Annotated in this window: 27 protein-coding genes; 15 read left to right on the top strand and 12 right to left on the bottom strand. The window is 69.4% G+C overall.

Going from position 1 to position 25,773, the window contains the following annotated elements; all coding sequences use genetic code 11:
- Window positions 1-5 precede the first annotated feature (5 nt).
- The 6 genes from J2Y49_RS28055 to fliF form a co-directional block, all read right to left on the bottom strand.
- Window positions 6-1,034 (bottom strand): flagellar motor switch protein FliG, encoded by a 1,029-nt coding sequence (locus tag J2Y49_RS28055; protein WP_310118694.1) that lies wholly within the window; start codon window positions 1,032-1,034, stop codon window positions 6-8.
- A gap of 9 nt (window positions 1,035-1,043) precedes the next feature.
- Window positions 1,044-1,325 (bottom strand): hypothetical protein, encoded by a 282-nt coding sequence (locus J2Y49_RS28060; RefSeq protein ID WP_310118695.1) that lies wholly within the window; start codon window positions 1,323-1,325, stop codon window positions 1,044-1,046.
- A gap of 2 nt (window positions 1,326-1,327) precedes the next feature.
- Window positions 1,328-2,122, bottom strand: coding sequence for a flagellar type III secretion system pore protein FliP (gene fliP / locus J2Y49_RS28065; protein ID WP_310118697.1), 795 nt, complete (start codon window positions 2,120-2,122; stop codon window positions 1,328-1,330).
- Window positions 2,123-2,277: 155 nt separating this feature from the next.
- Window positions 2,278-2,604: a flagellar motor switch protein FliN gene (gene fliN, locus J2Y49_RS28070; protein ID WP_310118698.1), complete on the bottom strand. Its 327-nt coding sequence runs from the start codon at window positions 2,602-2,604 to the stop codon at window positions 2,278-2,280.
- A gap of 22 nt (window positions 2,605-2,626) precedes the next feature.
- Window positions 2,627-3,304, bottom strand: coding sequence for a flagellar assembly protein FliH (locus J2Y49_RS28075; RefSeq protein ID WP_310118699.1), 678 nt, complete (start codon window positions 3,302-3,304; stop codon window positions 2,627-2,629).
- Complete coding sequence (fliF, locus tag J2Y49_RS28080) at window positions 3,304-5,037, bottom strand: flagellar basal-body MS-ring/collar protein FliF (protein ID WP_310118701.1); 1,734 nt, start codon at window positions 5,035-5,037, stop codon at window positions 3,304-3,306. Before fliF ends, J2Y49_RS28075 begins: the two co-directional genes overlap by 1 nt.
- A gap of 188 nt (window positions 5,038-5,225) precedes the next feature.
- On the opposite strand from fliF, the gene fliL reads away from it, so the two are divergent.
- The 6 genes from fliL to J2Y49_RS28110 are packed head-to-tail and all read left to right on the top strand — an operon-like array spanning window position 5,226 to window position 10,411.
- Complete coding sequence (gene fliL / locus J2Y49_RS28085; RefSeq protein WP_310118702.1) at window positions 5,226-5,768, top strand: flagellar basal body-associated FliL family protein; 543 nt, start codon at window positions 5,226-5,228, stop codon at window positions 5,766-5,768.
- A gap of 19 nt (window positions 5,769-5,787) precedes the next feature.
- Window positions 5,788-6,954 carry a flagellar motor switch protein FliM gene (gene fliM / locus J2Y49_RS28090; RefSeq protein ID WP_310118703.1) on the top strand — a complete coding sequence of 389 codons (1,167 nt, stop codon included), beginning with the start codon at window positions 5,788-5,790 and terminating at the stop codon, window positions 6,952-6,954.
- Window positions 6,935-7,603: a DUF6468 domain-containing protein gene (locus J2Y49_RS28095; RefSeq protein WP_310118704.1), complete on the top strand. Its 669-nt coding sequence runs from the start codon at window positions 6,935-6,937 to the stop codon at window positions 7,601-7,603. Before fliM ends, J2Y49_RS28095 begins: the two co-directional genes overlap by 20 nt.
- Window positions 7,600-8,343, top strand: coding sequence for a magnesium transporter MgtE N-terminal domain-containing protein (locus J2Y49_RS28100; protein ID WP_310118706.1), 744 nt, complete (start codon window positions 7,600-7,602; stop codon window positions 8,341-8,343). The genes J2Y49_RS28095 and J2Y49_RS28100 overlap by 4 nt, the downstream gene beginning before the upstream one ends.
- A 5-nt stretch (window positions 8,344-8,348) precedes the next feature.
- The gene (locus J2Y49_RS28105; RefSeq protein WP_310118707.1) at window positions 8,349-9,722 is read left to right on the top strand and encodes a flagellar hook-length control protein FliK; all 1,374 of its coding nucleotides are present in this window, start codon (window positions 8,349-8,351) and stop codon (window positions 9,720-9,722) included.
- 20 nt (window positions 9,723-9,742) lie between these two features.
- Entirely contained in the window at window positions 9,743-10,411 is a 669-nt protein-coding gene (locus J2Y49_RS28110) for a flagellar hook assembly protein FlgD (RefSeq protein ID WP_310118708.1), read from the top strand.
- A 175-nt stretch (window positions 10,412-10,586) separates the two neighbouring features.
- Here J2Y49_RS28110 and J2Y49_RS28115 read toward each other — a convergent pair whose 3' ends face one another.
- Genes J2Y49_RS28115 through flgF form a run of 5 tightly spaced genes read right to left on the bottom strand, consistent with a single transcriptional unit; the run spans window position 10,587 to window position 14,107 of the window.
- Window positions 10,587-11,057 (bottom strand): hypothetical protein, encoded by a 471-nt coding sequence (locus J2Y49_RS28115; protein WP_310118709.1) that lies wholly within the window; start codon window positions 11,055-11,057, stop codon window positions 10,587-10,589.
- Window positions 11,058-11,085: 28 nt separating this feature from the next.
- Window positions 11,086-11,817: a flagellar basal body L-ring protein FlgH gene (gene flgH, locus J2Y49_RS28120; RefSeq protein ID WP_310118711.1), complete on the bottom strand. Its 732-nt coding sequence runs from the start codon at window positions 11,815-11,817 to the stop codon at window positions 11,086-11,088.
- Between the two features lie 26 nt (window positions 11,818-11,843).
- A complete protein-coding gene (flgA, locus tag J2Y49_RS28125; protein WP_310118712.1) occupies window positions 11,844-12,563 on the bottom strand; it encodes a flagellar basal body P-ring formation chaperone FlgA in 720 nt (239 codons plus the stop codon).
- 5 nt (window positions 12,564-12,568) lie between these two features.
- Complete coding sequence (gene flgG / locus J2Y49_RS28130; RefSeq protein ID WP_149228389.1) at window positions 12,569-13,354, bottom strand: flagellar basal-body rod protein FlgG; 786 nt, start codon at window positions 13,352-13,354, stop codon at window positions 12,569-12,571.
- 21 nt (window positions 13,355-13,375) lie between these two features.
- Entirely contained in the window at window positions 13,376-14,107 is a 732-nt protein-coding gene (gene flgF / locus J2Y49_RS28135; protein ID WP_310118713.1) for a flagellar basal-body rod protein FlgF, read from the bottom strand.
- A gap of 144 nt (window positions 14,108-14,251) precedes the next feature.
- Between flgF and J2Y49_RS28140 the strand changes: the two genes are divergently transcribed.
- The 9 genes from J2Y49_RS28140 to J2Y49_RS28180 all read left to right on the top strand — a co-directional run bounded on the left by J2Y49_RS28140 (window position 14,252) and on the right by J2Y49_RS28180 (window position 24,994).
- Complete coding sequence (locus J2Y49_RS28140) at window positions 14,252-16,771, top strand: hypothetical protein (RefSeq protein ID WP_310118714.1); 2,520 nt, start codon at window positions 14,252-14,254, stop codon at window positions 16,769-16,771.
- A gap of 104 nt (window positions 16,772-16,875) precedes the next feature.
- Window positions 16,876-17,763 (top strand): flagellar motor stator protein MotA, encoded by an 888-nt coding sequence (motA, locus tag J2Y49_RS28145; protein ID WP_310118715.1) that lies wholly within the window; start codon window positions 16,876-16,878, stop codon window positions 17,761-17,763.
- A 6-nt stretch (window positions 17,764-17,769) separates the two neighbouring features.
- Entirely contained in the window at window positions 17,770-18,798 is a 1,029-nt protein-coding gene (locus tag J2Y49_RS28150) for a flagellar motor protein MotB (RefSeq protein WP_310118716.1), read from the top strand.
- A gap of 356 nt (window positions 18,799-19,154) precedes the next feature.
- Window positions 19,155-20,381 (top strand): flagellar hook protein FlgE, encoded by a 1,227-nt coding sequence (locus J2Y49_RS28155; protein ID WP_310118729.1) that lies wholly within the window; start codon window positions 19,155-19,157, stop codon window positions 20,379-20,381.
- 25 nt (window positions 20,382-20,406) lie between these two features.
- A complete protein-coding gene (gene flgK / locus J2Y49_RS28160) occupies window positions 20,407-21,804 on the top strand; it encodes a flagellar hook-associated protein FlgK (RefSeq protein WP_310118717.1) in 1,398 nt (465 codons plus the stop codon).
- Between the two features lie 6 nt (window positions 21,805-21,810).
- Window positions 21,811-22,914 carry a flagellin gene (locus tag J2Y49_RS28165; RefSeq protein ID WP_310118719.1) on the top strand — a complete coding sequence of 368 codons (1,104 nt, stop codon included), beginning with the start codon at window positions 21,811-21,813 and terminating at the stop codon, window positions 22,912-22,914.
- Window positions 22,915-22,925: 11 nt separating this feature from the next.
- A complete protein-coding gene (locus J2Y49_RS28170) occupies window positions 22,926-24,113 on the top strand; it encodes a flagellar basal body P-ring protein FlgI (RefSeq protein WP_310118721.1) in 1,188 nt (395 codons plus the stop codon).
- A gap of 15 nt (window positions 24,114-24,128) precedes the next feature.
- Window positions 24,129-24,479 (top strand): rod-binding protein, encoded by a 351-nt coding sequence (locus J2Y49_RS28175; RefSeq protein ID WP_310118722.1) that lies wholly within the window; start codon window positions 24,129-24,131, stop codon window positions 24,477-24,479.
- Window positions 24,476-24,994: a flagellar protein FlgN gene (locus J2Y49_RS28180; protein ID WP_310118723.1), complete on the top strand. Its 519-nt coding sequence runs from the start codon at window positions 24,476-24,478 to the stop codon at window positions 24,992-24,994. Before J2Y49_RS28175 ends, J2Y49_RS28180 begins: the two co-directional genes overlap by 4 nt.
- Window positions 24,995-24,996: 2 nt before the next feature.
- On the opposite strand, the gene J2Y49_RS28185 is transcribed toward J2Y49_RS28180, so the two are convergent.
- The gene (locus J2Y49_RS28185; protein WP_310118724.1) at window positions 24,997-25,569 is read right to left on the bottom strand and encodes a hypothetical protein; all 573 of its coding nucleotides are present in this window, start codon (window positions 25,567-25,569) and stop codon (window positions 24,997-24,999) included.
- Between the last annotated feature and the right edge of the window lie 204 nt (window positions 25,570-25,773).

A 25,773-nucleotide genomic window follows, 5' to 3' on the forward strand; every position in this document is an offset into this window, starting at 1 on the left:
CCCGCTCAATAGACCACCGTGTCGACGTCGTCGGATTGCGGGATGATGATGGTGCCGTCGTCGGCCATCGCCTTGGCGGTACGGACGATCTCGGCCTGGGCGTCGTTGACGTCGCGCATGCGCAAGGGGCCCATGTTCTCGATCTCGTCCAGCAGGATCATGCGGGCGCGTTCCGACAGGACCGACAGGAAATGGTCGCGCTGCGCCACGGGTGCGCCCTTCAGCGCAATGGCGAGCTGGCCGGTGTCGCAGCGGCGGATCACCGCCTGCAGCGAGACGCGATCCAGCCGCATCAAATCCTCGAAGGTGAACATCAGCTGCTTGATGCGCTGGGTCGGCTCCGGCATCACCGTTTCCAGGTCGTCGAAGATCTCGGTCAGCGTCTCGCGGTCGATGCGGTTGAAGATGTCGGCCATCCGCTCCAGCGAATCGTTGCCGTGGGTGCGGGCGTAATTCGCCATGAACTCGTTGTGCAGGATCGATTCGATGTCGAGCAGCACCTCGCGCTGGACCGATTCGATCTGGATCATGCGCTCGATCACCTCGGTACGGATGGCCGGAGGCAGCAGCACCAGCACCTTGGCGGCATGGTCGGGGCGCATCTTGGACAGGATGACCGCGGCCGTCTGGGGATATTCGCCGGCAAGGTAGCTGGCGAGCACCCCCTCGTTCACGTTGGACATCTTCTCCCACATGGTGCGGCCGGCGGGACCGCGGATCTCGCCCATGATCTCCGTCACGCGGTCGGCCGGCAGGAAGCGGTTCAGCATCCGCTCCGTGCTGTCGTAGGAGCCGACGACCGATCCGGCGTTGGCGAAGCGTTCGGTGAAGATGCGCATCAGCGTCTCCACCAGATTGGAGGTGACGTTGCCGAGCGTGGCCATCGACCGGCTGACGAGGCGAATCTCGTCCTCGTCCAGCCGCTCCATCAGCCGCGAGCCGCGCTCCTCGCCCAGCGCCAGGAAGATGACGGCGCTTTTCTCGACGCCGCTCAGGCTCTTGTAATTCTCACGGATCTTGATCGGCGTTCCCATGGCGGCACCTCAGAAGGAAAGGTCGGCGGAGGCTGCGGAAGATGACGGTGCGTCGGGTCCGTCGGCCGGCGGCAGGGCCAGCGCGCGGTCGTGGCGGAAAGCGACCGCCATCACCGCGCCGGCCACCAGCAGCAGCGGATGCGGGATCAACGGGTTGGGATCGATGGCGGCGAGCACCCCGGCGATCGATCCGTCCTCCGGCACGGCAGCACCGCGGCGCCGGGCGAGCGCCAGAATGCTGTCGGCGAGACTGGCCGGCGGTCCGGCGGGAATGGCGGAGGACTCGTCCATCCTCACACCCCGTAGGAGCGGATCAGGCTGCCGGCGATCAGGAACCAGCCGTCGGTCAGCACGAAGAAGATGATCTTGAAGGGCAGCGCGATCATCACCGGCGGCAGCATCATCATGCCCATCGCCATCAGGATCGCCGCCACGACCATATCGATCACCAGGAAGGGCAGGAACAGCAGGAAACCGATCTCGAAGGCGCGGCGCAGCTCCGACAGCAGGAAGGCCGGCATCAGCAGCCTGAGATCGACGCTCTCCGCTGTCACCGGCCGCGCGTCCCTCTCCGTTGGCCCCGCCGGTGCGGAGTCCTCGCCGGCCGGCTTCGGCTTGGCGGTGAAGGCGGCGAAGGCGGCAAGGTCGCGTTCGCGGACATGGGAGGCCATGAAGCCGCGGAACGGCTCGATCATACGCTCCAGCCCCTGCTCCTGCGTCACCTGCTCGTTCAGCAGCGGGCGCAACCCCTCCTGCCAGGCGCTGTCCATCGTCGGCCCCATGATGTGGAAGGTCAGGAACATGGCGAGGCTGACCAGCACCATGTTCGGCGGCGACTGCTGCAGGCCGAGGGCGGAGCGCAGCAGCGACAGCACGACGATGATCCGGGTGAAGCAGGTCACCATGATCAGCAGCCCCGGCGCCACGCTGAGCACCGTCAGCAGCACGATGCCCTGGACGATCCGCCCCGACAGGCTCGCCCCGTCCGCCATCGACCCCAGCGCACCGAGATCGAGGTCAAGCGGCGCCGCCGCGGCAGGGCCGGCGGCAAGGATCAGGGCGAGGAGGATGAGGGTACGGAGACGCATGGGGGCTTTCGGGAGGAGTGGAGGTGTCGGCTTCGAATGCCCCCACCCCGACCCTCCCCCGCTTTGCAGGGGAGGGAGACAGGAGCTTTGTCGGTGCTCTAGCGGCAGTCCCTCCCCCGCTCAGCGGGGGAGGTTAGGTGGGGGTCTAACGCCCCTCAGTCGATCTCCAGCTCCGTCCGCACGATCTCGGTCAGGGTGACGCCCAGCCGCTGGTCCTCGACGATCACCACTTCGCCGCGCGCGACGAGGCGGTGGTTGACCAGCACCTCCACCGGTTCGTCCACCTTGCGCTCCAGTTCCAGCACCGCGCCGCGGCCGAGCTTCAGAAGCTGCGCCACCAGCATGCTGGTGCGGCCCAGCACGACCTGCACGTCGACCGGAACGTTATAGATGGCGTTCATCGGGCCATCGAAGGTCTTTTCGACAGCCTTTTCAGCCTGCTTGGGATCGTCGTCGAGCATGTCGAGGTTCAAAGGAGGCATGAGGGTTCTCGCTTCGGATCGTTTAGGTCATGTCGGGGGACAGCGCCGGCAGCAGGGCGGCGACGGCACGGTCGGCGAGTGATGCGACGGCGGCCTCGAAGGCAGCAGGGTCGCGGCGGACGGAGCCGGCGCCCCAGCTCGCTTCCAAAGCGCCGACGGCGAGCGCCGGATCGCCCTGGATGTCGATGCGGCCGCGGAAGAGGGTCTGCACGGCCAGCCGTTCTTCCAGCGGGGGACAGAGCGACGGGTGCAGGCGCAGGGTGAGGACCGGGGACTGGCCGGCGGCGCGCAGGGCGTCGGCGGCAAGCCGCTCCACCTCCCCGCGCGCCACATGATCGAGCAGCTGCGGCACCATCCGGCGGACCAGCGCCACCAGCACGAAGGCGCCCTGGGCCTCCAGCCGTTCCATCAGGGCGGCATGGTCGGCATCGAGCGCCGCCATCCGCTGCGCCAGCCGGTCCAGGGTGGCGGCAAGCTCCGCCTCGATCCTGCGGGCGGCGGCACGCTCGCCCTCGGCCCGGCCTTGGGCGAGCCCCTCGGCCAGCGCACTCGCGCGGGCTCGCGCAAGGGCATCCTGATGCTCGCGCTCCGACAGGGTGGGAAGGTCGAGCGGATCGGCCGCCTCCACCGCCTCCGGTTCCGCCGCCGGGATGGGCGCACCGAAGCCGTGGTCGAAGCGGTAGCGCGGGTAGGCGGCCATCACGCCACCTCCTCATAGAGCCAGGAGCGCAGGATATCGATGGCCTCGTCGGGATACTGGTCGACCAGTTCGCCCAGCCGCCGGATGGAGGAGGCGCGGACCCGGCCCTCCACCGTGCGCAGTTCGATCAGCTGGTCCATGGTCTCCTCGATGCCCAGCTGCGGCGCCATCGACGCGGCGGCAAGGGCGGCCGCATCGCCCTCCCCGCCGTCGGCCAGCGCCGCGCCGCCGCCGGCCGCGGCGGCCGAGGCCATGGCCGGGCCGGTCAGCTGCGGCATGGCGCCCGCTGTGGGCGCGGCCAAGGCCGGGGCGGGTGCTTCCGCCACCACCGGTTCGGGCGCCGGGAAGACGCGGCGGATCAGCGGACGCAGGCCGACCAGGATGACCAGGGCGGACAGCACCAGCAGGATCACCCACTGGATCAGCGTCATGACGTTGCGGCTCAGCGTCTCGGCGATCTCGTCGCCCAACGGGCGCGGCGTCAGGTCGGGCGCCAGATCGACGAACTCCAGATTGTCCACCGTCACCCGGTCGCCGCGCGCCTCGCTGAAGCCCATGGCGGAGCGGACCAGTTCGGTCAGGCGCTGCAGTTCTTCCGCGCTGCGCGGCTCGTACTGGCGGGTGCCATCGGCGGCGGTCTTCCAGGTGCCGTTGACCAGCACGGCGACGCTGAGGCGGCGGACGTCGCCCGGCTCGATCACCGTCTCGCGGCTGATGTTGGAGATCTCGTAGTTGACGGTCTCCTCCTGCCGCTTGCTGTCGTTGGAGGATTGCGGCCCCTGGGGCTGGGCGCGCACGTCGCGCTGCGGCAGGTTCTGTTCGGCGGTGACCGGCGGTTCGCCGTTGCTGTCCTGGCTGCGGTCCTGCTCCTGCACGGTCTGGGTCGAGCGGACGACCTGGCTGTTGGGATCGAAGGTCTGGCTGCGCACCACCTCGCGCTTGGTCTCCACCTCGGCGGCGACCTGGACGCGGACGTTGCCGGCGCCGAGCCGGGCGACCAGCATCTGCTCCACCGCGCGGGCGACGCGGGTCTCGGCCGCCACGCGCATGCCGTCGGTGCGCGCCGAGGCCAGCCCCGGCCCGTCATCCTCGGTCAGCAGAAGCTCGCCGGAGGAGTCCATCACCGTCACCGCGCTGGGCTTCAGGTTCGGCACGGCGGCGGAGACGAGATGGCGGATCGACAGGGCCTGCTTGCGGTCCATCGCCGCCCGCCCGCGCATGCGCACCACCACCGACGCGGTCGGCTTCGGCGCGCTGCGCGAGAACTCCTCGCGCTCCGGCAGGACGATGTGGACGCGCGCGGCCTCGACGCCGGCCAGTGTCTCGATGGTGCGGCCGAGTTCTCCCTCCATGGCGCGCAGGCGGTTGATGCGCTGCATGAAGCTGGTGATGCCCAACGGCTTGTCGGTGTCGAACAGTTCGTAGCCGACGCCGCCCTGGGCGGGCAGGCCCTTTTCCGCCAGCGCCATGCGGACGCGGGAGACCTCGGACTGCGGCACGCTGATCGTCGTGCCGTCGAAGCCGGCATTCACCGGCACGCCCATCTCCTGCACCGCCTTGGCGATGCGGCCGGCCTCCACCGGTTCCAGACCGCTGTAGAGCGGCGTCATGTGCGGCTGCGACAGCAGAAGCGCCATGCCGGCGACGGCCAGGACGATGCCGAGCCCGGTCCCCGCCAGCACGAGCAGCCGACCGCGCCCCAACGACCGCAACGTGTCGATCAGACTGTCCACGGTTCCCCGCACCTTTAAAGTTTCTGAAAATCGGCGGGCCTAGTCTTCGCCCTGCGCACCCCCTCACGCTAACGGGGCGACTTTTAAGCGGAGTAAAAAACGGCGCAGCCTCCCAAGACAAAGCGCCTCAAATCTTACCGAATGCCAGCTTTACTAAAATTTTCGGCAATCGCCGGCGGGATGGATCGATGATTACACGATTTGGCATGGCGGGGACGGCATCGGTCCGGGACGAAGTCCTGAACCGCCTGCGCGGATCTGGACGCATCCTGGTGATCGCCCTGCCGCTCGCCCGCCTCGCCGCGGGCATGTTGGCGCTGGGGGGCGTGGTGGCCGCCGGGATCACCGGATACTGGATGGCCGCCGGCCCGCAGGCGCTGGACCGGCTGTGGCCCGCGGCGACGGAGGCACTGCCGGCCGACGGCGTGATCGACATGCCGGAACTGGTCGTCAATCTGCGGCGCGACACGCCGTCCCGCTTCCTGAAGATCGGCCTGTCCCTGACCGCGGCCCACCGTGACCGCGAGAGGCTGGAGCGCGCGATGCCGCAGCTCACCGACAGCCTGCAGGAGTTCCTGCGCAACCTGGACCAGGACGACTTGGAGGGGTCGGCCGGGCTGCACCGGCTGCGCAGCGAGATCAAGCGCCGCTTCAACCTGATCCTGTCCGATCCCGCCGGCCGGCAGGAGGTCGTCACCGACGTCCTGCTGCGCAGCCTGCTCACGCAATAGCGACCTCCAGAGGCACCGGATGACCGACACCCCCGCCCCGACCGCCCCATCCATGGCCGCTCCCCAGCCCGTTCCCGATGAGGCCGCGGACTGGTCCGACGCCGCGTGGGAACTGGCCGCCACACAGCAGGCCGATCCGCCGGCTCCGCCCGCCGCACCGGCAGCGGAAGCGATGAGCGAGGCGCTGGCCAACCTGTCCGGCGAGACCAAGACGCTGAGCCAGGAGGAGATCGACCGGCTGCTGAACTTCGGCGCCCCGGAAGGCGGCGGGCCGGAGATGAGCGCCATCCAGCGGCTGGTCAGTTCGACCACGGTCAACAAGGACCGGCTGCCGATGCTGGACGTGGTGTTCGACCGCATGGTGCGGATGCTGAACACCTCGCTGCGCCAGTTTGCGTCCACCAACGTGGAGGCGTCGCTGTCGAAGATCGAATGGCTGCGCTACACCGATTTCCAGGACGCCATCGAACTGCCGGCCCTGATCGGCGTCGCCCGCGCCGAGCCGTGGGACAACCAGATGCTGGTGTCGATCGACAGCGCGCTGATCTATTGCATGATGGACGTGCTGCTGGGCGGACGGCGGTCGCGGCCGGGGCGGATCGACGGGCGCGCCTACACCTCCATCGAACGCAAGATGACCGAGCGGATGATGAAGGTGGTGCTGCAGGATCTCGGGCAGTCCTTCGATCCGCTGGCCCAGGTGGATTTCGTCTTCGACCGGCTGGAGGTAAACCCGCAATTCGCCACCATCACGCGGGCCACCAACGCCATCATCCGCGTGCGCATCGCCGTGGAGGTGGAGCGCCGCACCGGCCACATCGACATCGTCATCCCCTATGCCACGCTGGAACCGGTCCGCGGCAAGCTGGTGCAGATGTTCATGGGCGAGAAGTTCGGCCATGATACGGTGTGGGAAAGCCACCTGAAGAACGAGCTGATGCGCTCCAAGCTGGAGCTGGTCGCCGTTCTGGCGGAGACCAAGGTTCCGCTGGGCGAGGTTCTGGCCTGGCAGAAGGGCCAGTCGCTGAAACTGCGCATCAGCCCGGATCAGACCGTCCTGGTCTTCAGCAAGACCATCCCGCTGTTCGCCGGACACATGGGACAGCGCAACGACAACATTGCGGTGAAGATCGACACCGATCTCGACACCAAGCAGGAGCTGATCGATGGTCTCCTTTCTCATTGACGCGGCCCTGGCGGTGATGCTGGTCACGGCGACCGCCTATCTGGTCATCGTCAACAAGCGGCTGAAGCTGCTGCGCACCGGCCAGTCCGAGATCAACGCCCTGGTGTCGACCTTCTCCAAGTCGATCGACGACACCGACGCCTCGATGAAGCGCATGGTGGCCTCGGCGACGGAGATCGCCGCGCGCCTGTCCGACGACCTCGACCGCGCCAAGGGCATGAAGGAGGACATGGCGCTGATCCTGGGCTCCTGCGAGCGCACCACCGCCCGCATGGAGGAATCGGTCCAGCATGCCCGCGCCCTGCTGCGCCGCCTGGATGAAGGCGCCATGGGGAGCGTCGCGCGCGCCGGCCGCAAACCTGCCCGGACCGAAATGCCCGATACCGCCGAAGCCGCCGCGAAGCCGGCAGACGCCGGGGCAGCCGCCGCGCCGCTCATGTCGGCTTTGACGGCGGCGGAGATCGACAAGGGCGAGTTCCGGGCGCTTGAAACGGCTCTGCGCGCCGTTGCCGGACAGCACGCCGAAGCCCCCGCCCCCGCTTCTGCCGCCCCCACCTCCACCGGCACGGCCCCCACAGGCACAGCCAAGGCCGCAGCCAATGCCTTCTACGCGCGGCTGCGCACCGTCGGGTCGGAGGCGTCGGCATGATTCCGCGCATCCTTCCCATCACGCTGGTCGCCGTCCTGATGGTCCTGCCGCTGAAGCTCGGCGCCCTGGTGGACGGCTTCCCGGTGATCGCGCAACAGTTCGACCGCGAATTCGGCGCCCATGAACGCCCGTGGGCGACCGACCTGAAGACGAACGATCCCAAGGCCGCCGAAGCGGCCGCGGCTCCGGCATCGGTCCCCGCTCCCCTGCCGGTCTCGACGCCGGTCGCAGAAGCTCCGCCGCCCGTGGCGCTGGCTCCGCCCAGCTGCACCGATCCGCTTCTGCGCGCCGCCATAGACGAGCAGAAGGCCGACACCTCCGGCCGCCAGAACCGCCTGCGCGAGGCCGAAGCGGTGCTCGCCGCCACCGAAGCGCGCGTCGGCACGCAAATCCAGCGGCTGAACGGCGTGAAGCGCGAGGTCGAGGCGCTGATGACCCAGCGCTCCGCCCTGCAGCAGGAAGACTTGAAGCGCATGGTGGCGATCTACGAGGCGATGAAGCCCCGCGACGCCGCCCGCATCCTGACGGACATGGAAACCGACATGGTGGTCGACGTGCTGGACCGCATCACCGAACGGCGCGCCGCCCCGATCCTGGCCGAGATGGCCGACGCCAAGGCCCGCGAAGTGACGCGGCTGATCCTGCAGCGCCGTGCCCTGCCCGGCGACCGCAAGGCCGCACCCGCAACGATCCCCGTCACCGCCGCCACCGCCGTGCCGCGCCCCACCCTGACCAATTGAGCGCCATGACCAGCATGCCCGATGCCGTCGCGGCACCGTCCCGTCCCGCCCCGTCTCAGCGCGGCGCTTCCGCCAGTGAGGACGCGCGCGACGGCGACTTTTCCAGCCTGGTGGACGACGCCGCGGAGGACGAGTCCAACGAGGCCGCGACACGTCCCGACCGTCTGCGCAAACGCCGGGAGACGAAGCCGGACAGCCCCGCCGCCGCCCAGGCCGCGTTCACCCAGGCAGTCGTCCAGCCGGCGGTTCAACCTGGCGGCAGCACCGATGCCCCGCTGATGCCCTGGATGGTCGCCGCCGCCCCGGCCCCGCAGCCGGCCGCCTCGCAGCAGACCGTGCCGACCGCTCCGGCGCCCAATCAGGACGAGGCTGGCCCGCAGGCGGGACAACAGGCTCTTTCCGCCGCACGGAACGGCGACCAGACGGCGGCAGTTCCCTTGGCTGCCGAAGCGTCCACCACCGGCGCCCCAACGCCTGCGGGCACGGCACAGAGCGGAACCTCCGCCGACGGCGCCAGCCGGGGCGGCACCGGCCAGGGCGCGACCGAACCCGTCTTTCCGCAGACCACGCAAGCCCCCGCGGAAACGCCCGCTCCGACCGCAGCCATGGCCGTCCCGGCCGCCGCCGCCGATGCAGATCCGGACGGGCGCGCCGGCCGCCGCGACGAGAGCGCCGATCCCCGGACCGCGGTCCGCGCCACCCGCGGAACCGGCCGTCCGAATGTGACCGAGAAGGCGGACCAGCCCGCCGCCATTCCGGCAACTCCCCGGACGGCCCAGCCCGCTGCCGAAGCCACCGCTGCCCCCGTCGCCCCCGAACCGGCCCCCGCTTTCGGCGCACCGTCCACCGCCAGCGCCGGCAGCGGTACCGCCGCGACAGCTTTCGAAGCGCTGCCCACCCTGCCCGCCCAGGCCGCCACGCAATACGCCGCCGCAGCCGCATCCGGCCGGGCCGCCACGGCGCACAGCCCGGCGATGGCGCAGCTCGCGGCTCCGCTCGTCCGCGTGCTCGAAACCGGCGGCGGCGAGTTCCACATCGACCTCGCCCCGGCCGATCTCGGCCGCATCCGCGTGGTCGCCGACGTCAGCGACGGCAAGGTCTCGCTGACCGTCCAGGCCGAACAGGCCGACACGCTGGCGTTGCTGCGGCGCGACCTGCAACAGCTCGAACGCGCGCTCGGCGATGCCGGCCTGTCGCTCGACAACGCCAGCCTCCAGTTCTCGCTGCAGGACGACGGCCAGTCGCGCGGCTTCGCCGCTCCCGACCAGGGCCGCGCCGCCACCGGCTGGCGCGCCCAGGCCCAATCCGAAGCCAATCCCGAACCCGTCGCGGAACGACCGATGCGCCCGATCGACGGGCTGGTCGACGTCACCGTCTGAACAGGAAAGCTCCTCCCGTCATGACCACGACCCCCAGCACCAGCGTCACCACCGCGACCGCGAAAACCGCCGCTGCCTCCGCAGAAGAGGCGAAGAAGGCCATGGTCGATTACGAATCCTTCCTCAAGCTGCTGACCGCGCAGCTGCGCAACCAGGATCCGCTGGCGCCGATGGACGCCTCGCAGTTCATGACCCAGCTGGCGCAGCTGTCCACGGTGGAGCAGTCGATGCGCTCCAACGACACGCTGGGCAAGGTTCTGGACACACTGAAGAGCAGCGGCATGCGCATGGACATGGCCCTGCTCGGCCGCAAGGTGGAGGTGGAGTCGAACCAGCTGTCGCTGACCGGCGGCAAGGCGGAGGCCGCCTACACGGTGGACGGCCAGCCGGCTGCTGTGAAACTGGAGGTGCTGAACAGCGCCGGCAATGTCGTCCACAGCGCCCCCGGCGCCTTGCAGACTGGCCGCCAGGTCTTCAGCTGGACCGGCAAGACCGCGGGCGGCGGCACCGCCCCCGACGGCCTCTACACGCTGCGGGTGACGGCGAAGGACAAGGAGGGCAAGGCGCTGAACACCGCCACCGTCGTCACCGACACGGTGGCCGAGGTGCGCAGCGCAGACGGCGCCACGAAGTTCGTGCTGAAGAACGGCGCCACGGTGGATTCGGGAGCGGTGCTGTCGGCGTCGTGAGGTGTGGCACGCCCTCTCCCGTCCCGGGAGAGGGAGGGGACCCACGAAGTGGGGAGGGTGAGGGGTGATCCAAGGAACCGGAGGCGCATGATTCCTTGTACTCCCCCTCACCCTTCCCAAGCTGCGCTTGGGCCCCTTCCCTCTCCCGGGGCGGGAGAGGGAGTCTCTCCATCCATCACAACCGCGTGTTGTCCTGGCGCAGCAGGCGGTCGATCAGCACCGCGCGGACCGGCTGGGTGCTCTCCCGGCTGGTGAGGGTGCCGTTGGCGCCGGCCAGCAGGGCGGTCGCAACGCCTTGCGGGTCGACCGACGGGCCGTTGAAGCGGCCATGGCCGGCGAGGTCGAACAAGGCCTCCAGCATGGCGCTGCGCGCATGCGGCAGGCGGCGCCGCACCAGCAGCGCGTCGTCGGCGCTGGACGCCTCCAAGGTCACCTGGGTCAGGATGAAGGCGATGGTGCGGCCGCGCTCCAGCATCGGCACGACCAACTGGCCGGCCTCCACATAATAAGGACCGCCGGCGACCTCCGCCCCGGCATCGGGCTGGCCGGCGGCCGCGGTGTCTTGCGGGGCTTTGAGACGCCCGAAACCGTAGCCGCCGGCAAAGGCGAGCGCGGCGGCCACGGCGAACAGCAGGACGGCTTTCATGGTGCGGATTCCCCAGTGAAGCCGGATGTCAGAAGGGCAGGATCACGTCCAGCACCTGCTGGCCGTAGCGCGGCTGCTGCACGTCGGTGATCTGGCCGCGGCCGCCATAGGTGATGCGCGCCTCGGCGATCTTGTCGTATTCGATGGTGTTGGCGTTGCTGATGTCTTCGGGACGGATGACGCCGGCGATGCGCATCTCGCGCAGCTCGTAATTCACCCGAACCTCCTGCCGGCCGGCGATCACGAAGTTTCCGTTGGGCAGCACCTGGGTCACGACGGCGGCGACGCGCATGGCAATCCGCTCGTTGCGCTGGATGGTGCCGTTGCCGCTCGACGTGCTGGAGCTGTCGAGATCGACAAGGCTCGACGGGTCGACGGCGTCGGGCAGGATGGCGGGAAGGCGGCTTTCCAGCCCGAAGAAGTTTGGCAGCCCGGCCTTCTCGTTGTTGGTGCGTCCGCGCTGCGTGCTGTTGCGCAGCTGCGCCTGATCGGAGATGTCGATAACCACCGTCAGCAGGTCGCCCACCGCCTTGGCGCGCGGGTCGCGGAAGAAGTCGCGCGATCCGGTGCGCCACAGGGAACTGGGGATCTGCTCGGCCGTCGTCGGCTGCGGCATCGGCAGCGAGATCACCCGCGCTTCCGGCTGCATCGCCGGATTGGAGATCTCCGACAGGGTGGGAGCGCTGCCGATATCGGACAGCCGCGCGCAGCCGCCGGTCGCAACCGAGAGCAGCAGGATGGGGATGAGCGCGGTGCGCATGACGGAAGCTCCCTTTTAAGGCTCGATCAGGGCCGCGCGGGCTGCTGAGGGATGCGCGGGCCGTTCACCGAAACGGTTTCCGCGCCGGTGACGGTCCCGGTGACGATGGTGCTGCTGGCGATGTTCATGACGCGGACGATGTCGCCGACGCCGCCCTCCTGCAGGGCGCGGCCGCGCGCCGCCAGAACCAGGGCGCCATCCTCGTAGACCAGCGTGACCGGCCGGTTGCGCTGGACGACGATAGGTGCGCCCACCGATCCGACCTGGATCAGACGCCCGGCCGGCATCTGGCGGCGCGGCGACAGGCCGATCAGCGCGTCGGCCGACGAGATGAATCCCGATCCGGCGCGATCCAGCGACAGGCGCACGGTGGTCAGGTCGGCCGCCTCGATGATCTCCCCCGGACGGATGCGGCGGACTGGCACCGGCATCGTCACCTCGACATCGGCCCGGCCGTTCAGCTCGACGATCCGGCCGTCGCTGAGGATACGGGCCTGGAAGGTCCCGGTGCGGGGATCGAGGCTGACGTCGCGCACGGCGTCCAGCCTGCCGTCGAAGGGACGGCCGAGCGTGACCGCCACCTGGGCGTCGGCCGGCGCCGTGGGGCCGAGGGAGGCCAGAAGCTCCTCCGCCAGCCGGGACTCGACCGGGCCCGCGGCGGCCTGCAGCGGCAGTGCCAGGGCGGCCCCCAGCAGCAGAACGGCCGGCAGCAGAACGGCCAGCGGCGGGCGGAGGGATCGCAGCACGGTCGTCACCGCATGTTGGTCATGGTGGAGGCCATCTGGTCGCCGGCCTCGATCACCTTGGCGTTCATCTCGTAGGCGCGCTGGGCGGAGATCAGTTCGGTGATTTCCTGCACCACGTTGACGTTGGAGGATTCCAGGTACTTCTGGCGGATGGTGCCGAAGCCGGCCTGTCCCGCCAGACCGTCCTGCGGCTCACCCGACGCCGGGGTGGCGCGGAACAGGTTGTCTCCCAACGCTTCCAGGCCAGAGTCGTTGACGAACACCGTCATCGCCAGCTGGCCCTGGTTGACCGGCTGGTTCTGGCCGTCGACATAGGCCAGCACCTCGCCCGAGCGGTTGATCACCACCTCGCGCGTGCCCTGCGGCACGGTGATGCCGGGGGCGACGGTGAAGCCGTCGGCGGTGACGATGGTGCCCTCCGGCGACAGCTTGAAGCTGCCGGCGCGGGTGTAGACGGTCTCGCCGCCGGGCTGGGTCACGTTGAAATAGCCGCGCCCCTCGATCGCCAGATCCAGCTCGTTGCCGGTGGAGGTCAGGTTGCCGGTGGTGTTGATGCGGTTGACCGAGGTCGGCCGCACGCCCAGCCCCACCTCGACACCGGTCGGCACGATGGTGCCCGAATCGGTCGACTGGCTGCCCTGCCGCCGCTCCGCCTGATACATCAGGTCCTGGAATTCCGCGCGCGAGCGCTTGAACGCCGTGGTGTTGATGTTGGCGATGTTGTTGGAGATGACCTCGACGTTCATCTGCTGGGCCATCATGCCGGTGGACGCGATGCTGAGCACGCGCATGGACGCTCTCTCCTTCGGAGATTAAGAGGATTTGCCGAGGCGGTTGATGGCGGAACGCAACAGGTCCTGCCCATCGTCCACCATCTTGGTCACTGCCTGATAATCGCGGGTCAGGTCCATCATGCGGCCGATCTCGACGATGCCCTGCACGTTGGACCGTTCGACCTTGCCCTCCACCAGACGGGTATCGGGGGCGGGACGCGCCTCCATTCCCTCGCCCGGCTCGAACAGGAGGTCGCCGGTCTGCTTCAGCATCTGCGGATTGTCGAAGCGCGAGACGGCGATGCGGGCGATCACGTTGCCGTCGGCGGACAGCAGCCCGTCCGACCCGATGCTGATCGTGCTGGAATCCGGCGGGATGACGATGGGCCGGCTACCGTCGTCCAGCACGGGATAACCGTTGGTGCCGACCAGCGTGCCGTCGGCATCGCGGCGCAGCCGGCCGTCGCGGGTGTAGCGCACGCCGTCGGGCGATTGCATAGAGAGGAAGCCGTCGCCGTCCAGCGCCACGTCATAGGGATTGCCGGTCTCGGTGAAGGCGCCGGCGCGCAGGTCGGTGTAGGTCGACCGGTCGATGGTGAAGGCGATGCGGTCGGTCGGCTTGCGCCCGCCGGCCTCCAACGCCGCTTCGAACAGGGTGCGTTCGCCGCGGAAGCCGGCGGTATTCATGTTGGCGACATTGTTCGCCACCACGTCCAGCTGCCGCCGCAGCGCCATCTGGCGCGACAGTCCGATGTAAAGCTGGTTCTCCATCGCCGAACACTCCGGTTTTGAACTCCGCCTTAATCTGGACGATGCAGTTTAAAGCCGGGTTTCAACCTGGACCGTCCCGGCCGGCACATTTCCGGTCTTAGGTAAGGTTTGGCGATCATTTCGATAAAATGCGAGACTACTGTGATGAAACGGCACCCGGATAACGCACTGATCACTGGTTCGACGCTGGCCGTTGGTTCGACGCTGGTCCTTGCCCTGCTGGCGGTGTCCGGTCCGGCACAGGCCGCGTCCGTCCGCGCGCAGCTGGGCGACCATGGCGATTATTCGCGGCTGGTGCTGTCCGTGCCGAAGGGGTTGGAGCCGGTGGCGGTCGTCGACGGCTGCGTTCTGCGCATCAGCACGCCCGATCCGGTGCGCTGGCCGCTCGCCAGCCTGCGCGACAGCTTCTCCCGCCGCCTGTCGGACTTCGTGACGGCGGATGGCGGGCGCAGCCTGACCGCGGCGATCCCCTGCGGCGCGCGGGTCGCCAGCATCATCGAGCGCCGGATGCTGATCGTCGATGTCGGCGGCCCGCCGGTTCCCGGCGTGAAGCCGGGCGCGCCGGAGGGCGGGCCGGTGGAGGTGCAGCCGGATGCGGTGGTTACAGCTATGGTGCCGGAGCAGGTGCCGCAGGGCAGCACCATCGGTGTTGCCCAAGTCGTTGAAGCGCTGAATCCTATCGGCACCGCCAACGCGGCGCCCACCAATCTCCCTCTCCCGCCCCGGGAGAGGGAAGGGGCCCAAGCGCAGCTTGGGAAGGGTGAGGGGGAATGCAAGGATCAAGTCGCTCCATGTTCGGAAACCCCCTCACCCTCCCCACTTCGTGGGTCCCCTCCCTCTCCCGGGGCGGGAGAGGGCATATCCCCGCCGGCCCCCCTCGTCGCCAGCCTGGAGGGCGAGGTCCGCTCCAGCATCGAGGATACGCTGCGCCAGTTGGAGCGCATGCCGGACCGCAGCTCGAAACCCGCGCCGCAAGCGGCCGAACCGCCCAGGCTCCCTGCCCCGCCGCCCATCGGGGCGATGGATCTCGCCGCCTGGGCCGGTGACGATTTCAACCGCACCCGCGAGGCGTTGCAGCGGGCGGTCGGCGCGGCGCAGGGCCGGGCGCGGGTCGACGCGCAGATCGCACTGGTCCGCTTCCTGCTGGCACGTGCCATGGACGAGGAAGGGCGCGCGGCGCTGGAGACGGCGGCCAGCCTGTCCCCGGCTCCCGACCAGCGCTATACCCTGCGCATCCTCGGCGACGCCTTCCGGTCGCTCGACCGCGAGGACGCGCCGGACGACAATCTGTTCGTCCAACTGCCGGCCGGCGTCATGGCCGATCACAATGTCTGGCGCAGCGTCGCGCTGGCGCCCTCCCGCTGGGCCGCGGCGAAGGAGGGGCTGCCCATCGCCCTGCGCCGCCTCCTCGACTATCCGGCCGATCTCCGCAGCCGGCTGCTGACCACGCTGGCCGCCGCGTCGGACGAAGCCGGGGACAGCGCCGCCCTGAACCTGATCGTGCTGGAGATGCTCACCGTCGACTCCAAGGGCATGGTCGACGGGCGGCTCGATTACTTCCGCGGCCGGCTGGCCGAGCTTAAGGCGACGCCCGACGCGGCCCTGGAGCGCTACGACGCCGCCGCATCCTTGCGCCGCGGCCCCTTCGCCCGCCGGGCGGAGGTGCGCGCCATCGAGCTGCGCCGCAGCCTGGGCCGGCTGGACGAGGACGGCGCCATCGCCGCGCTGGAGGCCCTGCGCTTCGCCTGGCGCGGCGACGAGATCGAAACCGACGCGCTGGCCGCCCTCGGCAGCGCCTATGCCCGCAGCGGCAAGACCGACGCGGCGCTCGACATCTTCGGCCTTCTGGGCCGCCGCTTCGGCGCCACGGCACGCGGGCGCGATGCCTTGGCGGCCGGGCGCGATCTGCTGGCCGCCGTGCTCGACCGCCTCGACCGCTCGCCGCCGGGCGGGCTCTATGCATTGGCGCTGCAGGCGCGGCACGGCCGGCTGGTGACGCTGGCCGACCGGCCGGATGGCGGGCTGCGCCTGCGGCTCGCTACCCTGCTGCTGCGCGACGGCTACGCGCTGGAGGCCACCCGCATCCTGCATTCCCTGACCGAGTCCGCCAGCGGCCAGCATCGGGCCGAGTTGGGCGCCACCCTGGCCCGCGCCCTGATCGACAGCGGACGTGAGGCGGAGGCGCTGGACGTGCTGGCCAGCACCGGCAGCCCGACTCTAGAGCCCGCGCTGGCCGAACGCCGGGCTCTGCTGCGCGCCGACGCGCTGCTCGGCGACGGCGACACCGTGCGAGCGCTCGATGCGTTGCGCGGCCTGAACGGGGTGGAGGCGGCGCGGCTGCGCGCCCAGGGGCTGTTCGCCGCCGGCGAGTGGTCGGCCGCCCGCAAGGCCTTTGCCGAGCTGGCCGCGACCGGTGCCGAGCCGACGGCGGAGGATGTGGCCCTGCAGGGCCTGTCTGCCTATCTGGCCGGTGACGGCGAGGCGCTGCGCGGTCTCGGCGACCGGCAGCGCGGCCGGCTGGCCGGCACCCGTTGGGCCGGGCTGCTCGACGCGCTGGCCCCGCCGCCCGCCGACGGCCCGCTCCGCGCGGAATCGGTCGAGCGCGACCTCGCTGCCGCCGCCGCGCTCGACCGGCTGTCGCGCGACTGGCGCGGCAAGCCCTGACCTCCAGGCCGCAATCCGTAAAGCCGCTTTAAACGGCGGCCTGTAGCGTCGTCGGGGCAACGCCCCCGGTCACGACGGCCTGTGCACATCCGGAGAAGAGAAACATGCGCTTGATGTTCGGGTTGATCGCGGTATTCGCCAGCGTGCTCGGCGGATTCTATGCGATGGGCGGGCGGATGGCCGTGCTGTGGCAGCCGGTCGAGATCGTCATCATCATCGGTGCCGGGATCGGTGGCTTCGCCATCGCCAACAGCCCGTCGGTCCTGCGCGACACGCTGCGCGCCGTCGGCGCCATCGCCCGCGGGCGGAGCACGCCCAAGAACGACTATCTCGACATGATCGCCCTGGTCTATGGCCTGCTGCGCGTCGCCAAGTCCAAGGGCATGTCGCAGATCGAGGCCGACATCGACAAGCCGACCGAAAGCCCGCTGTTCACCCAGTATCCCAACGTGCTGCGCTACGAGCGCTGCATGACCTTCCTCTGCGACTATCTGCGCCTGATCGCGCTGGGGCAGGACAACCCGCACGATCTGGAATCGCTGATGGCGGAGGAGCTGGACACGCTGGGCCGCGAACTGAATCAGGTGCCGAAGGCGTTGCAGAACCTCGCCGACGCCCTGCCGGCGCTGGGCATCGTCGCCGCGGTGCTGGGCGTCATCAACGCCATGGGCGCGATCAGCGAGGCGCCGGAGGTGCTGGGCCGCATGATCGGCGGGGCGCTGACCGGCACCTTCCTCGGCGTGCTGCTGTCCTACGGCATGGTCGGCCCGATCGCCAGCGCCGCCCGCCAGCGCCGCGAATCGGAACTGAACATGTATTTCTGCATCAAGGCGGCGCTCTGCGCCTATCTGCGCGGCAGCCCGCCGCAGGTCTGCGCCGAATACGCCCGCAAGGTGCTCTACACCGACATCCAGCCCAGCCTGGCCGAGGTCGAGGTCGCCACCACCCTGTCGTCGCAGGCCAAGTCCCGCGACGCCCGCCAGCCGGCGTGACCGGCCATGCCGCGCAAGACCGCCCTCCCCCCGATCATCGTCAAGCGCCATCTCGGCGGCCATGAGGAAGAGGAGCACAACGGCACCTGGAAGCTGGCCTATGCCGACTTCGTGACGGCGATGATGACCTTCTTCCTGGTGATGTGGCTGATGAACATCACCACCACCGAACAGCGCAAAGGCATCGCCGATTACTTCAACCCGGTCGCGGTATCGCAGAGCAACTCCGGCGCCGACGGCATGCTGGCCGGCCGCTCGGTCGACAGCACCGGCTCGCTGACCACCCCGAACGCCGCCGGTGATCAGGCGAGCCCGGTGGCCTCTCCGCCCGTCGTGGCGTCGGTCGGCGACAGCGACCGCCAGCCGGCCGGCCGCAAGGATCCGATGCCGCATCCGGCCGGCAGCCCGGTGCCGCCGGTGGACCTGCTGCGCCCCGCCGCCGAACCGGCGCAAGCCGCGGCCGCCCAACCCACCGCTGCCGAGCCGCCGCCCACCGGCGCCACCGCGACGCGGGCGGAACTGGAGGCTCTGCTCGACCGCCAATCCGCCGAGTTGACCGAACGGGTCGCGCTGGAAACGCTGGAACGAGACCTGCGCCAGCGCATCGCCGCCTCGCCGGACCTCAACGCCCTGCAGGGCAGTCTGGTGATCCAGCAAGTGCCGGAAGGCTTGCGCGTCCAGCTGACCGATCAGGCGCGCTTCTCGATGTTCAAGGTCGGCTCGGCCCAGATGAACGAGCAGGGCCGCCGGCTGATGCGGATGGTGGCCTCGGCGCTAGCCTCAGTGCCGAATCCCATCGGCATCACCGGCCACACCGACGCGCTCGGCTACGCTCCCGACGCCAAATACGGCAATTGGGAACTATCCAGCGACCGCGCCAACGCCGCGCGCCGCGAACTGCTCGCCAGCGGCATTCCCGGCAACCGCATCGTCCGCGTCGAAGGCCGCGCCGACCTCGACCATTTCGGCAGCAGCGACCCGCTCGACCCCAGCAACCGGCGGATCAGCATCACGTTGTTGCGGCGGCCGGGGTGAGGTGAGGTTGCCGCTTCGGTGCCCCCACCCCAACCCTCCCCCGCTGGGCGGGGGAGGGGGTAAGTGCTTGGGCGGAAGAGTGGTGGCAATCCCTCCCCCGCGCAGCGGGGGAGGTTAGGTGGGGGCAATCGAAGCCGACACTTTCAAAATAAAAACCCCCAAGCATTTTAACAAAACCGCTCACCTTTTCCTTTAAAGCGCCTTTAAAACCCCTTCGCTACCGTTAACCCGTCAGTCCTTCGCGGAGAATCCCGGGACGCGCCATTCCCCTTCCGTTTGTCGCCACTGCGACGGCCCGTTCGACGGCCTGTTCAACGGTTGACCAGAGGATCCCAAGGATGAGCCTGTACAGCGCAATGCGTTCCGGTGTCAGTGGCATGGCCGCGCAAAGCTCGCGCCTCGCCGCCATTTCGGACAACATCAGCAATTCCCAGACGGTCGGCTACAAGCGCTCCACCGTGGATTTCTCCACCCTGGTCACCGCGCCTGGCGCGCGCAGCACCTACACCGCCAGCGGCGTGCAGTCCGCCACGCATTATCAGGTGCAGCAGGACGGCACCATCCTCGGCACCACCTCGACGACCGACATGGCGATCAGCGGCGACGGCTTCTTCGTCGTCGGCAGCACCGCGTCCGGCACGCCGCAATATTCGCTGACCCGCGCCGGCAGCTTCCTGCCCGACGAAAGCGGCTTTCTGCGCAACAATGCCGGCCAGTATCTGGAAGCGTGGAAGCTGAACCCCGACGGCACGCTGCCCAACGTCAGCACCGCCCGTTTCGACGACCTGCAGTCGGTCAACATCGGCAATCTCGTCTATGGCGGCAGCCGGACGACACTGATGGACTTCTCCGGCAACCTGCCGGCGCAGGCGGCGGCCGGCGACAGCTTCACCACCAGCCCGACCTTCTATGACGGGCTCGGCAACCCGCTGGACCTGTCGCTGACCTGGACCAAGGGCGCCACCCCCAACCAGTGGACGCTGACCGCCACCGGCCCGGCCGGCTACACGGTCGGCGGCGCGCCGGTGACGCTCAACTTCGCGGCCACCGGCCCCTATGCCGGCAAGCCGGTGGACGGCGCCGGCCTGCCGCTGGACCCGATGCCCGGCATCACCGTCACCTCGCCGGCCACGCCGACCGCCGACAGCTTCACCATGTCGCTCGGCAACGTCACGCAGCTGAACGGCGACTATGTCCCGACCGTCACCGGCGACGGCGCCAAGGTCGGTCAGGTGACCTCGGTCAACATCGACGACAGCGGCAAGCTATGGGTGATGTACGACAACGGCGCCCGTCAGGCGCTGTACCAGATCCCGATCGCCACCGTCACCAATCCCGACGGTCTGGTCGCCCAGGACGGCAACACCTACACGCTGGGCGCCGAGACCGGCTCGCTGACGCTGGGCGCCGGCAAGAAGGGCGCCGCCGGCACCGTCATCGGCTCCGCGCTGGAGCAGTCCAACGTCGACATCGCGACCGAGCTGGTGTCGCTGATCGAGACCCAGCGGGCCTATTCGTCCAATGCCACCCTGGTGCGCACGGCCGACGAGATGGTCGAAGAAACCACCCGCCTGAAGCGTTGAGCGCAGTCGCGACGGAGCCCCGGCCATGAGCGTCCAACTCGCCCTCACCGCCGCCCTGTCCGGCCTGCGCACGACGCAGCAACAGGCGGCGATGACCTCCCACAATCTCGCCAACGCCACCACTGCAGGCTATGTACGCCGCGACCTCGCCCTGTCTTCGGCCAACACCGCCGGCCGCGGCGCCGGGGTGCAGGTCGACGCCATCGCCCGCAAGGTGGACGAGCTGCTGATCCGCGACGCGCGGTTCGAGACCAGCCGCTACACCGGGCAGGAGGCGCGCGCTTCGGCACTCGCCGACTACGCCCTGGTGCTGGGCCAGCCGCAGGACGAGAAGTCGGTCTCCACCCAGCTGTCGAAGCTGCAGCAGGCCTTCTCCCGCCTGCACGGCATGCCGCAGGACGACGCCGCCCAGAACGCGGTGGTGTCGCAGGCGATCACGCTCACCGACAGCCTGAACCGTGCGGCGGAAGCGGCGCAGACGGTGCAATCCGACGCCCGCGACCGCCTGCAGACCTCGGTCGACTCGGTGAACACCGCGCTGCAGCGGATCAGCGACCTGAATGGCAGGATCGCCGGGCTGGAAGCGCGCGGCGGCGACACCGGCGACCTGCGCGACGACCGCGACCGCCTGCTCGACCAGGTCTCGCAGGAGATCGGCATCCGCACCTACAGCCGCGAGGACGGTCAGGTGGTGGTGATGACCCGAAACGGCCAGACGCTGCTCGACCACCCGCTGTCGCCCGGCGAATCCCCGCTGACGCTGCTGGGGGACGATGTGATGGCCAACGGCGTTTCCCTGTCCGCCAACCCGGACAGTGAGATCCAGAGCGGCCGGATCATGGGCTATGTCCAGACCATCAAGCAGGACATGCCTCGCGCCCTGGCCCAACTGGACGAGCTGGCCGCCGGCCTCGTCCAGGCCTTCCAGGGGGCCGAGGCCGATCCGACCCAGCCGGGGCTGTTCACCGACGCCGGTGCCGCCCATGGCGCCACCGCCGGGTTGGCGTCGCGCATCGCCGTCAACGACTCTGTGCGGACCGAAAGCTGGCGGGTGCGCAGCGGCGTGCAGGCGGCGGTCCCGCTTCAGCCGGGCGACCAGACGCAGATCGACAAATTCCTGACCGTCTTCACCACCGCCCGCAGCTTCGCCGCCACCGACATGCCGGCCTCCGCGACGCTCGGCGGCTACGCCACTGCCATGGTGTCGGCCCAGCAGGGCTACCGCACCGGTGCGGAATCGGAAATGAACGCGCGCAAGATCAGCGCCGACACGCTGGAAACCGCCCGCATCAACCGCGATGGCGTCAACATCGACGACGAGATGCAGAAGCTTCTGCTGATCGAGCAGAGCTATGGCGCCAGTGCCCAGGTGGTGCAGGTCGCCGGCCGCATGATCGACATCCTGCTGCAGATCAAGGGGTAAGATCCGATGCTGTACAATGCCCTGTCCACGCTGGGGATGAGCCGGAAGCTGCAAAGCACCATGACCCGGCAGCAGATGGAGCTGACCCGCGCGAACGAGGAGGTGGCGACCGGCGTCCATGCCGACGTCGCCGCGACCATCGGCGCCAGCACCGGCCGCGACATTGCGCTGCGCAACCTGTTCGACCGCACCGACGAGTATGTGAAGACGACCGACCTGCTCGACGGCCGGATGAAGATGATGGACAGCGCGATGACCAGCATCCTCACCTCCGGCACCGACCTGCTTGCCGCCGCCTCCACCGGGCTGGGGCAGCAGTCGCCGACCGGCACCTCGCTGCAGGTCCGGGCGCGCGGCGTTCTGGATCAGGTGGTCGGGCTGCTGAACGCCTCGTCGGGCAACGCCTATCTGTTCGCCGGCACCGCGCTCGACCAGCCGCCGATGCGCAATGTCGACGGCGACAAGTCGGGCCTGCGCTCGCCGATGCAGATCGTCCGCGACGCCATCCAGTCAGCCACCGGCGGTGCCGAGATGCCGAAGACGGCGGCGGAGACCGCGGCCGTCATCGCGCGGCTGGACGATCTGTTCGCCGTGCGCGACCCGGCCACCCCGGCCCCCGCCCCGCTGACCGACACCTTCGAGGGCGGGCTCTACACCGGCACCACCTCGGTCCAGCCCGGCGGCGCCGCCTCCCCGCGCGTCGCCGGCCGTCCGGCCGACTCCAGCACCATCGCCTATGGCGTCCAGGCCAACGACCCGATGATGCGGGAGCTGCTGGAAGGCATCTACATGCTGGCTGCGGTCGACACCTCCAAGATGGATGTCGACGCCTATCCCGACTACATCAAGACGGCGGTCGACAAGCTGTCCAGCGGCCTCGGCAACCTGCGGGAGGCGACGGCGCAGCTCGGCGTCCAGCGTGCCCAGATCGCCACGCTGGCCGAACAGCACAAGACGCAGAAGTCGATCCTCAGCCTGCAGATCGACAATCTGGAAGGCGTCGATCCCTACGAGGCGAGCACGCGGATCAGCCAGCTGGAGGCGCAGATCGACGCCACCTCCAGCGCCACCGCGCGCATCGCCAAGCTGCACCTGACCAACTACCTCTAGGTCCCATCGCCATGAGCCCCGGCATCCAGGCCCCCGTTCCGCGCCGGCTCCGGCCCGCCCCCTTGAGTCGTGCGTTGACCAGCCGTGCTTTGGCGCTGGCCGCCGGGCTGCTGCTGGCTCTCACCGCCCTGTCGGTGCTTCCCGCCCCGGCGGCGGCGCAGACGCGGGTGAAGGATCTGGTCACCTTCGACGGGGTCCGCCGCAACCAGTTGGTCGGCTACGGCCTGGTGGTCGGGCTGAACGGCACCGGCGACCGGCTGATCAACACCCCCTTCACCGAACAAAGCCTGAAGGGGATGATGGAGCGGCTGGGCATCAACACCCGCGGCGAGACCCTGCGCACCCGCAACGCCGCGGCGGTGATGGTGACGGCCAGCCTGCCGCCCTTCCCGCGCCAGGGCACCACGGTGGACGTGACCGTCTCCGCGCTCGGCGACGCCACCAGCCTGCTGGGCGGCACGCTGGTGGTGACGCCGCTGCTGGGCGCGGACGGCGAGGCCTATGCCGTCGCCCAGGGGCCGCTGTCGGTCAGCGGCTTCAGCGCCGGCGGTGCCGCTGCGACGGTGACCAAGGGCGTGCCCACCACCGCCCGCATCGCCAACGGAGCCACGGTGGAGCGCGAGCTGAAATTCGCGCTGAACGATGTCGGCGCGGTGAGGATGGCCCTGCGCAACCCCGACTTCACCACGGCGATCCGCATCGCCGACGCGGTGAACGGCCGGCTCGGCGCCGGCAATGCCCGGGTGGTCGACCTGACCACGGTCGATGTCCGGATCGCCGGCGCGTATGTCGGCAACGTCCCCCGCCTGATCGGCGAGATCGAACAGCTGCCGGTTCGCCCCGATGCCGTCGCTCGCGTGGTGGTGGACGAGCGTAGCGGCACCATCGTGATCGGCGACGACGTGCGGGTCAGCCGCGTCGCCATCACCCAGGGCAACCTGACCGTCCGCGTGGTGGAGACGCCGCAGGTGTCGCAGCCGCAGCCCTTCAGCAACGGCTCCACCGTCGTCGTGCCGCGCACCGACGTGCAGGTGCAGGAGGGCAACGGCCGCCAGTTCGTCACCGTCGGCGGCAATGTCAGCCTGCAGCAGCTGGTCAACGGCCTGAACGCTCTGGGCGTGGGGCCGCGCGACATGGTGGCCATCCTCCAGGCGATCAAGGCCGCCGGCGCCCTGCACGCCGATCTGGAAATCATCTGACCGCGAGAAACGACGATGGACATCGCCGCAGCCACCTTCCGCGCCACAGCCGCGACTACCCCCGCAGCCTCGATACCGGCCGTTCCCAACCCGGCGGCAGCCGAAAAGGTCGCCAAGGAATTCGAGGCGATGCTGGTAAGCCAGTTGATGGAGAGCATGTTCGCGGGCATGCGCGAAAGCCCGCTGTTCGGCGGCGGTGGTCCGGCGGAAAAGCCGTGGCGCAGCATGATGTTGCAGGAATACGGCAAGGCCATCGCCGACTCCGGCACGCTCGGCATCGGCAAGATGACGCATGACGAGATCGCCCGCCTCTACGCCGCCCAGGGCGCCACCCAGGGGCAAACCCGGACGGAGCAGCCGTCATGAGCGTCACCCTCAAGGATCTGATCCACGAATTCGCCCCCGACCGCAGCGCCGAGCAGGCGCCGGCCGAGGGACCGGCCGCTCCCGATCCCGGCTATGACGGTGCCACCGCGCTGCTGGTGCGCGACTTCCTCGACGCTGTGGAGGCTCTTTCCGCCGTCCTGGAAGAGGAGTCCGCCTGCATCGCCGCCGGCATGCTCGACCGGCTGGAGGCCTTCGCCCACCGCAAGGCGGCGATGGCCGAACAACTGGAAAGCGCCGTCCTGCGGGCGCGCGACGAAGGCATCCGCCTGCCCGACGACCTGCGCGCGATGACACTGGAACGCATCGACCGGCTGGAACGGGCGGTGTCCACCAACGCCTCCGGCCTTGTCGCCCTGCGCAAGGCGGTGCTGACCATCAACCGCAACCTGCTGGTCGCGCTGGAAAAGGCCGCCAGCGACGGCACCTATGCTCGCGACGGACAGGCGCGCCGGCCGGTGGAACTGTCGGCGTCCGGCCTGAACGCGACCTTGTAACTTCAACCGCGGCTGTTCACGCTCGCCAGTTCGCCGGCCTGCTCCAGCTTGATGATGCAGGCGACCAGCGCACGCTGGAAACCGCGGGCGTCCGACGGCAGCGCCACCCCGGCGCCCGTTGGCCAGAACTCGACGAAGGCGAGGCTGCCCTCCCCTTCCGCCTTCCGGCCCTCTCCCGTCTGGCCCGGCCATTCGAAGGCGATTCCGATGCCGATCTCCTTCGTCGTCCGCCGATGGTCGGTGACGAGGATCTGAGCCTCCCAATGCATGCCGCCGGTGCCGCGATCGGCCCGCTGCTGGCTCCAGCCGCGCAGATAGTCGCGGAAACTCTCCGATTGGCGGTCCAGCCGCACATAGCTCGACCGGTCGGTGACGGCCGATGCCAGCCGCGTGGTATATCGCGCCTGGGCAAGGGCCCGCGTCACCTCCGCGCAGAGTTCCTCGATCAGTGCCATGCTGCGCCGCACCGTATCGCTGAGGGCGGCCGCAAGCGTTGGGCCGGTCAGGGCCGCGGCGGCGTGGTCCTTGCGGTAGATATCGAAAAGATCGTCCGGATCGCCCATCGCCGTCCCCACGCCACCGCCATCCGGCGGACCACTGCGACCAATCCACCAAAAACAAATTAATAGCCGGTGAAGCGATCAAAAAATGCGTCGTCGCGAGCCCGCGATTTCCAGAACGCGAAAAACGCCCCGGCTCATGTGAGCCGGGGCGTTTCCGATATGTGCGAAGATGCCAGCGTTTGTGCTTCGGTGTTTAGCGTCTCTTGAGCCTGAGTG

Origin of the sequence: Azospirillum sp. BE72 (genome assembly GCF_031455875.1) — a bacterium.
Lineage (GTDB): Bacteria > Pseudomonadota > Alphaproteobacteria > Azospirillales > Azospirillaceae > Azospirillum.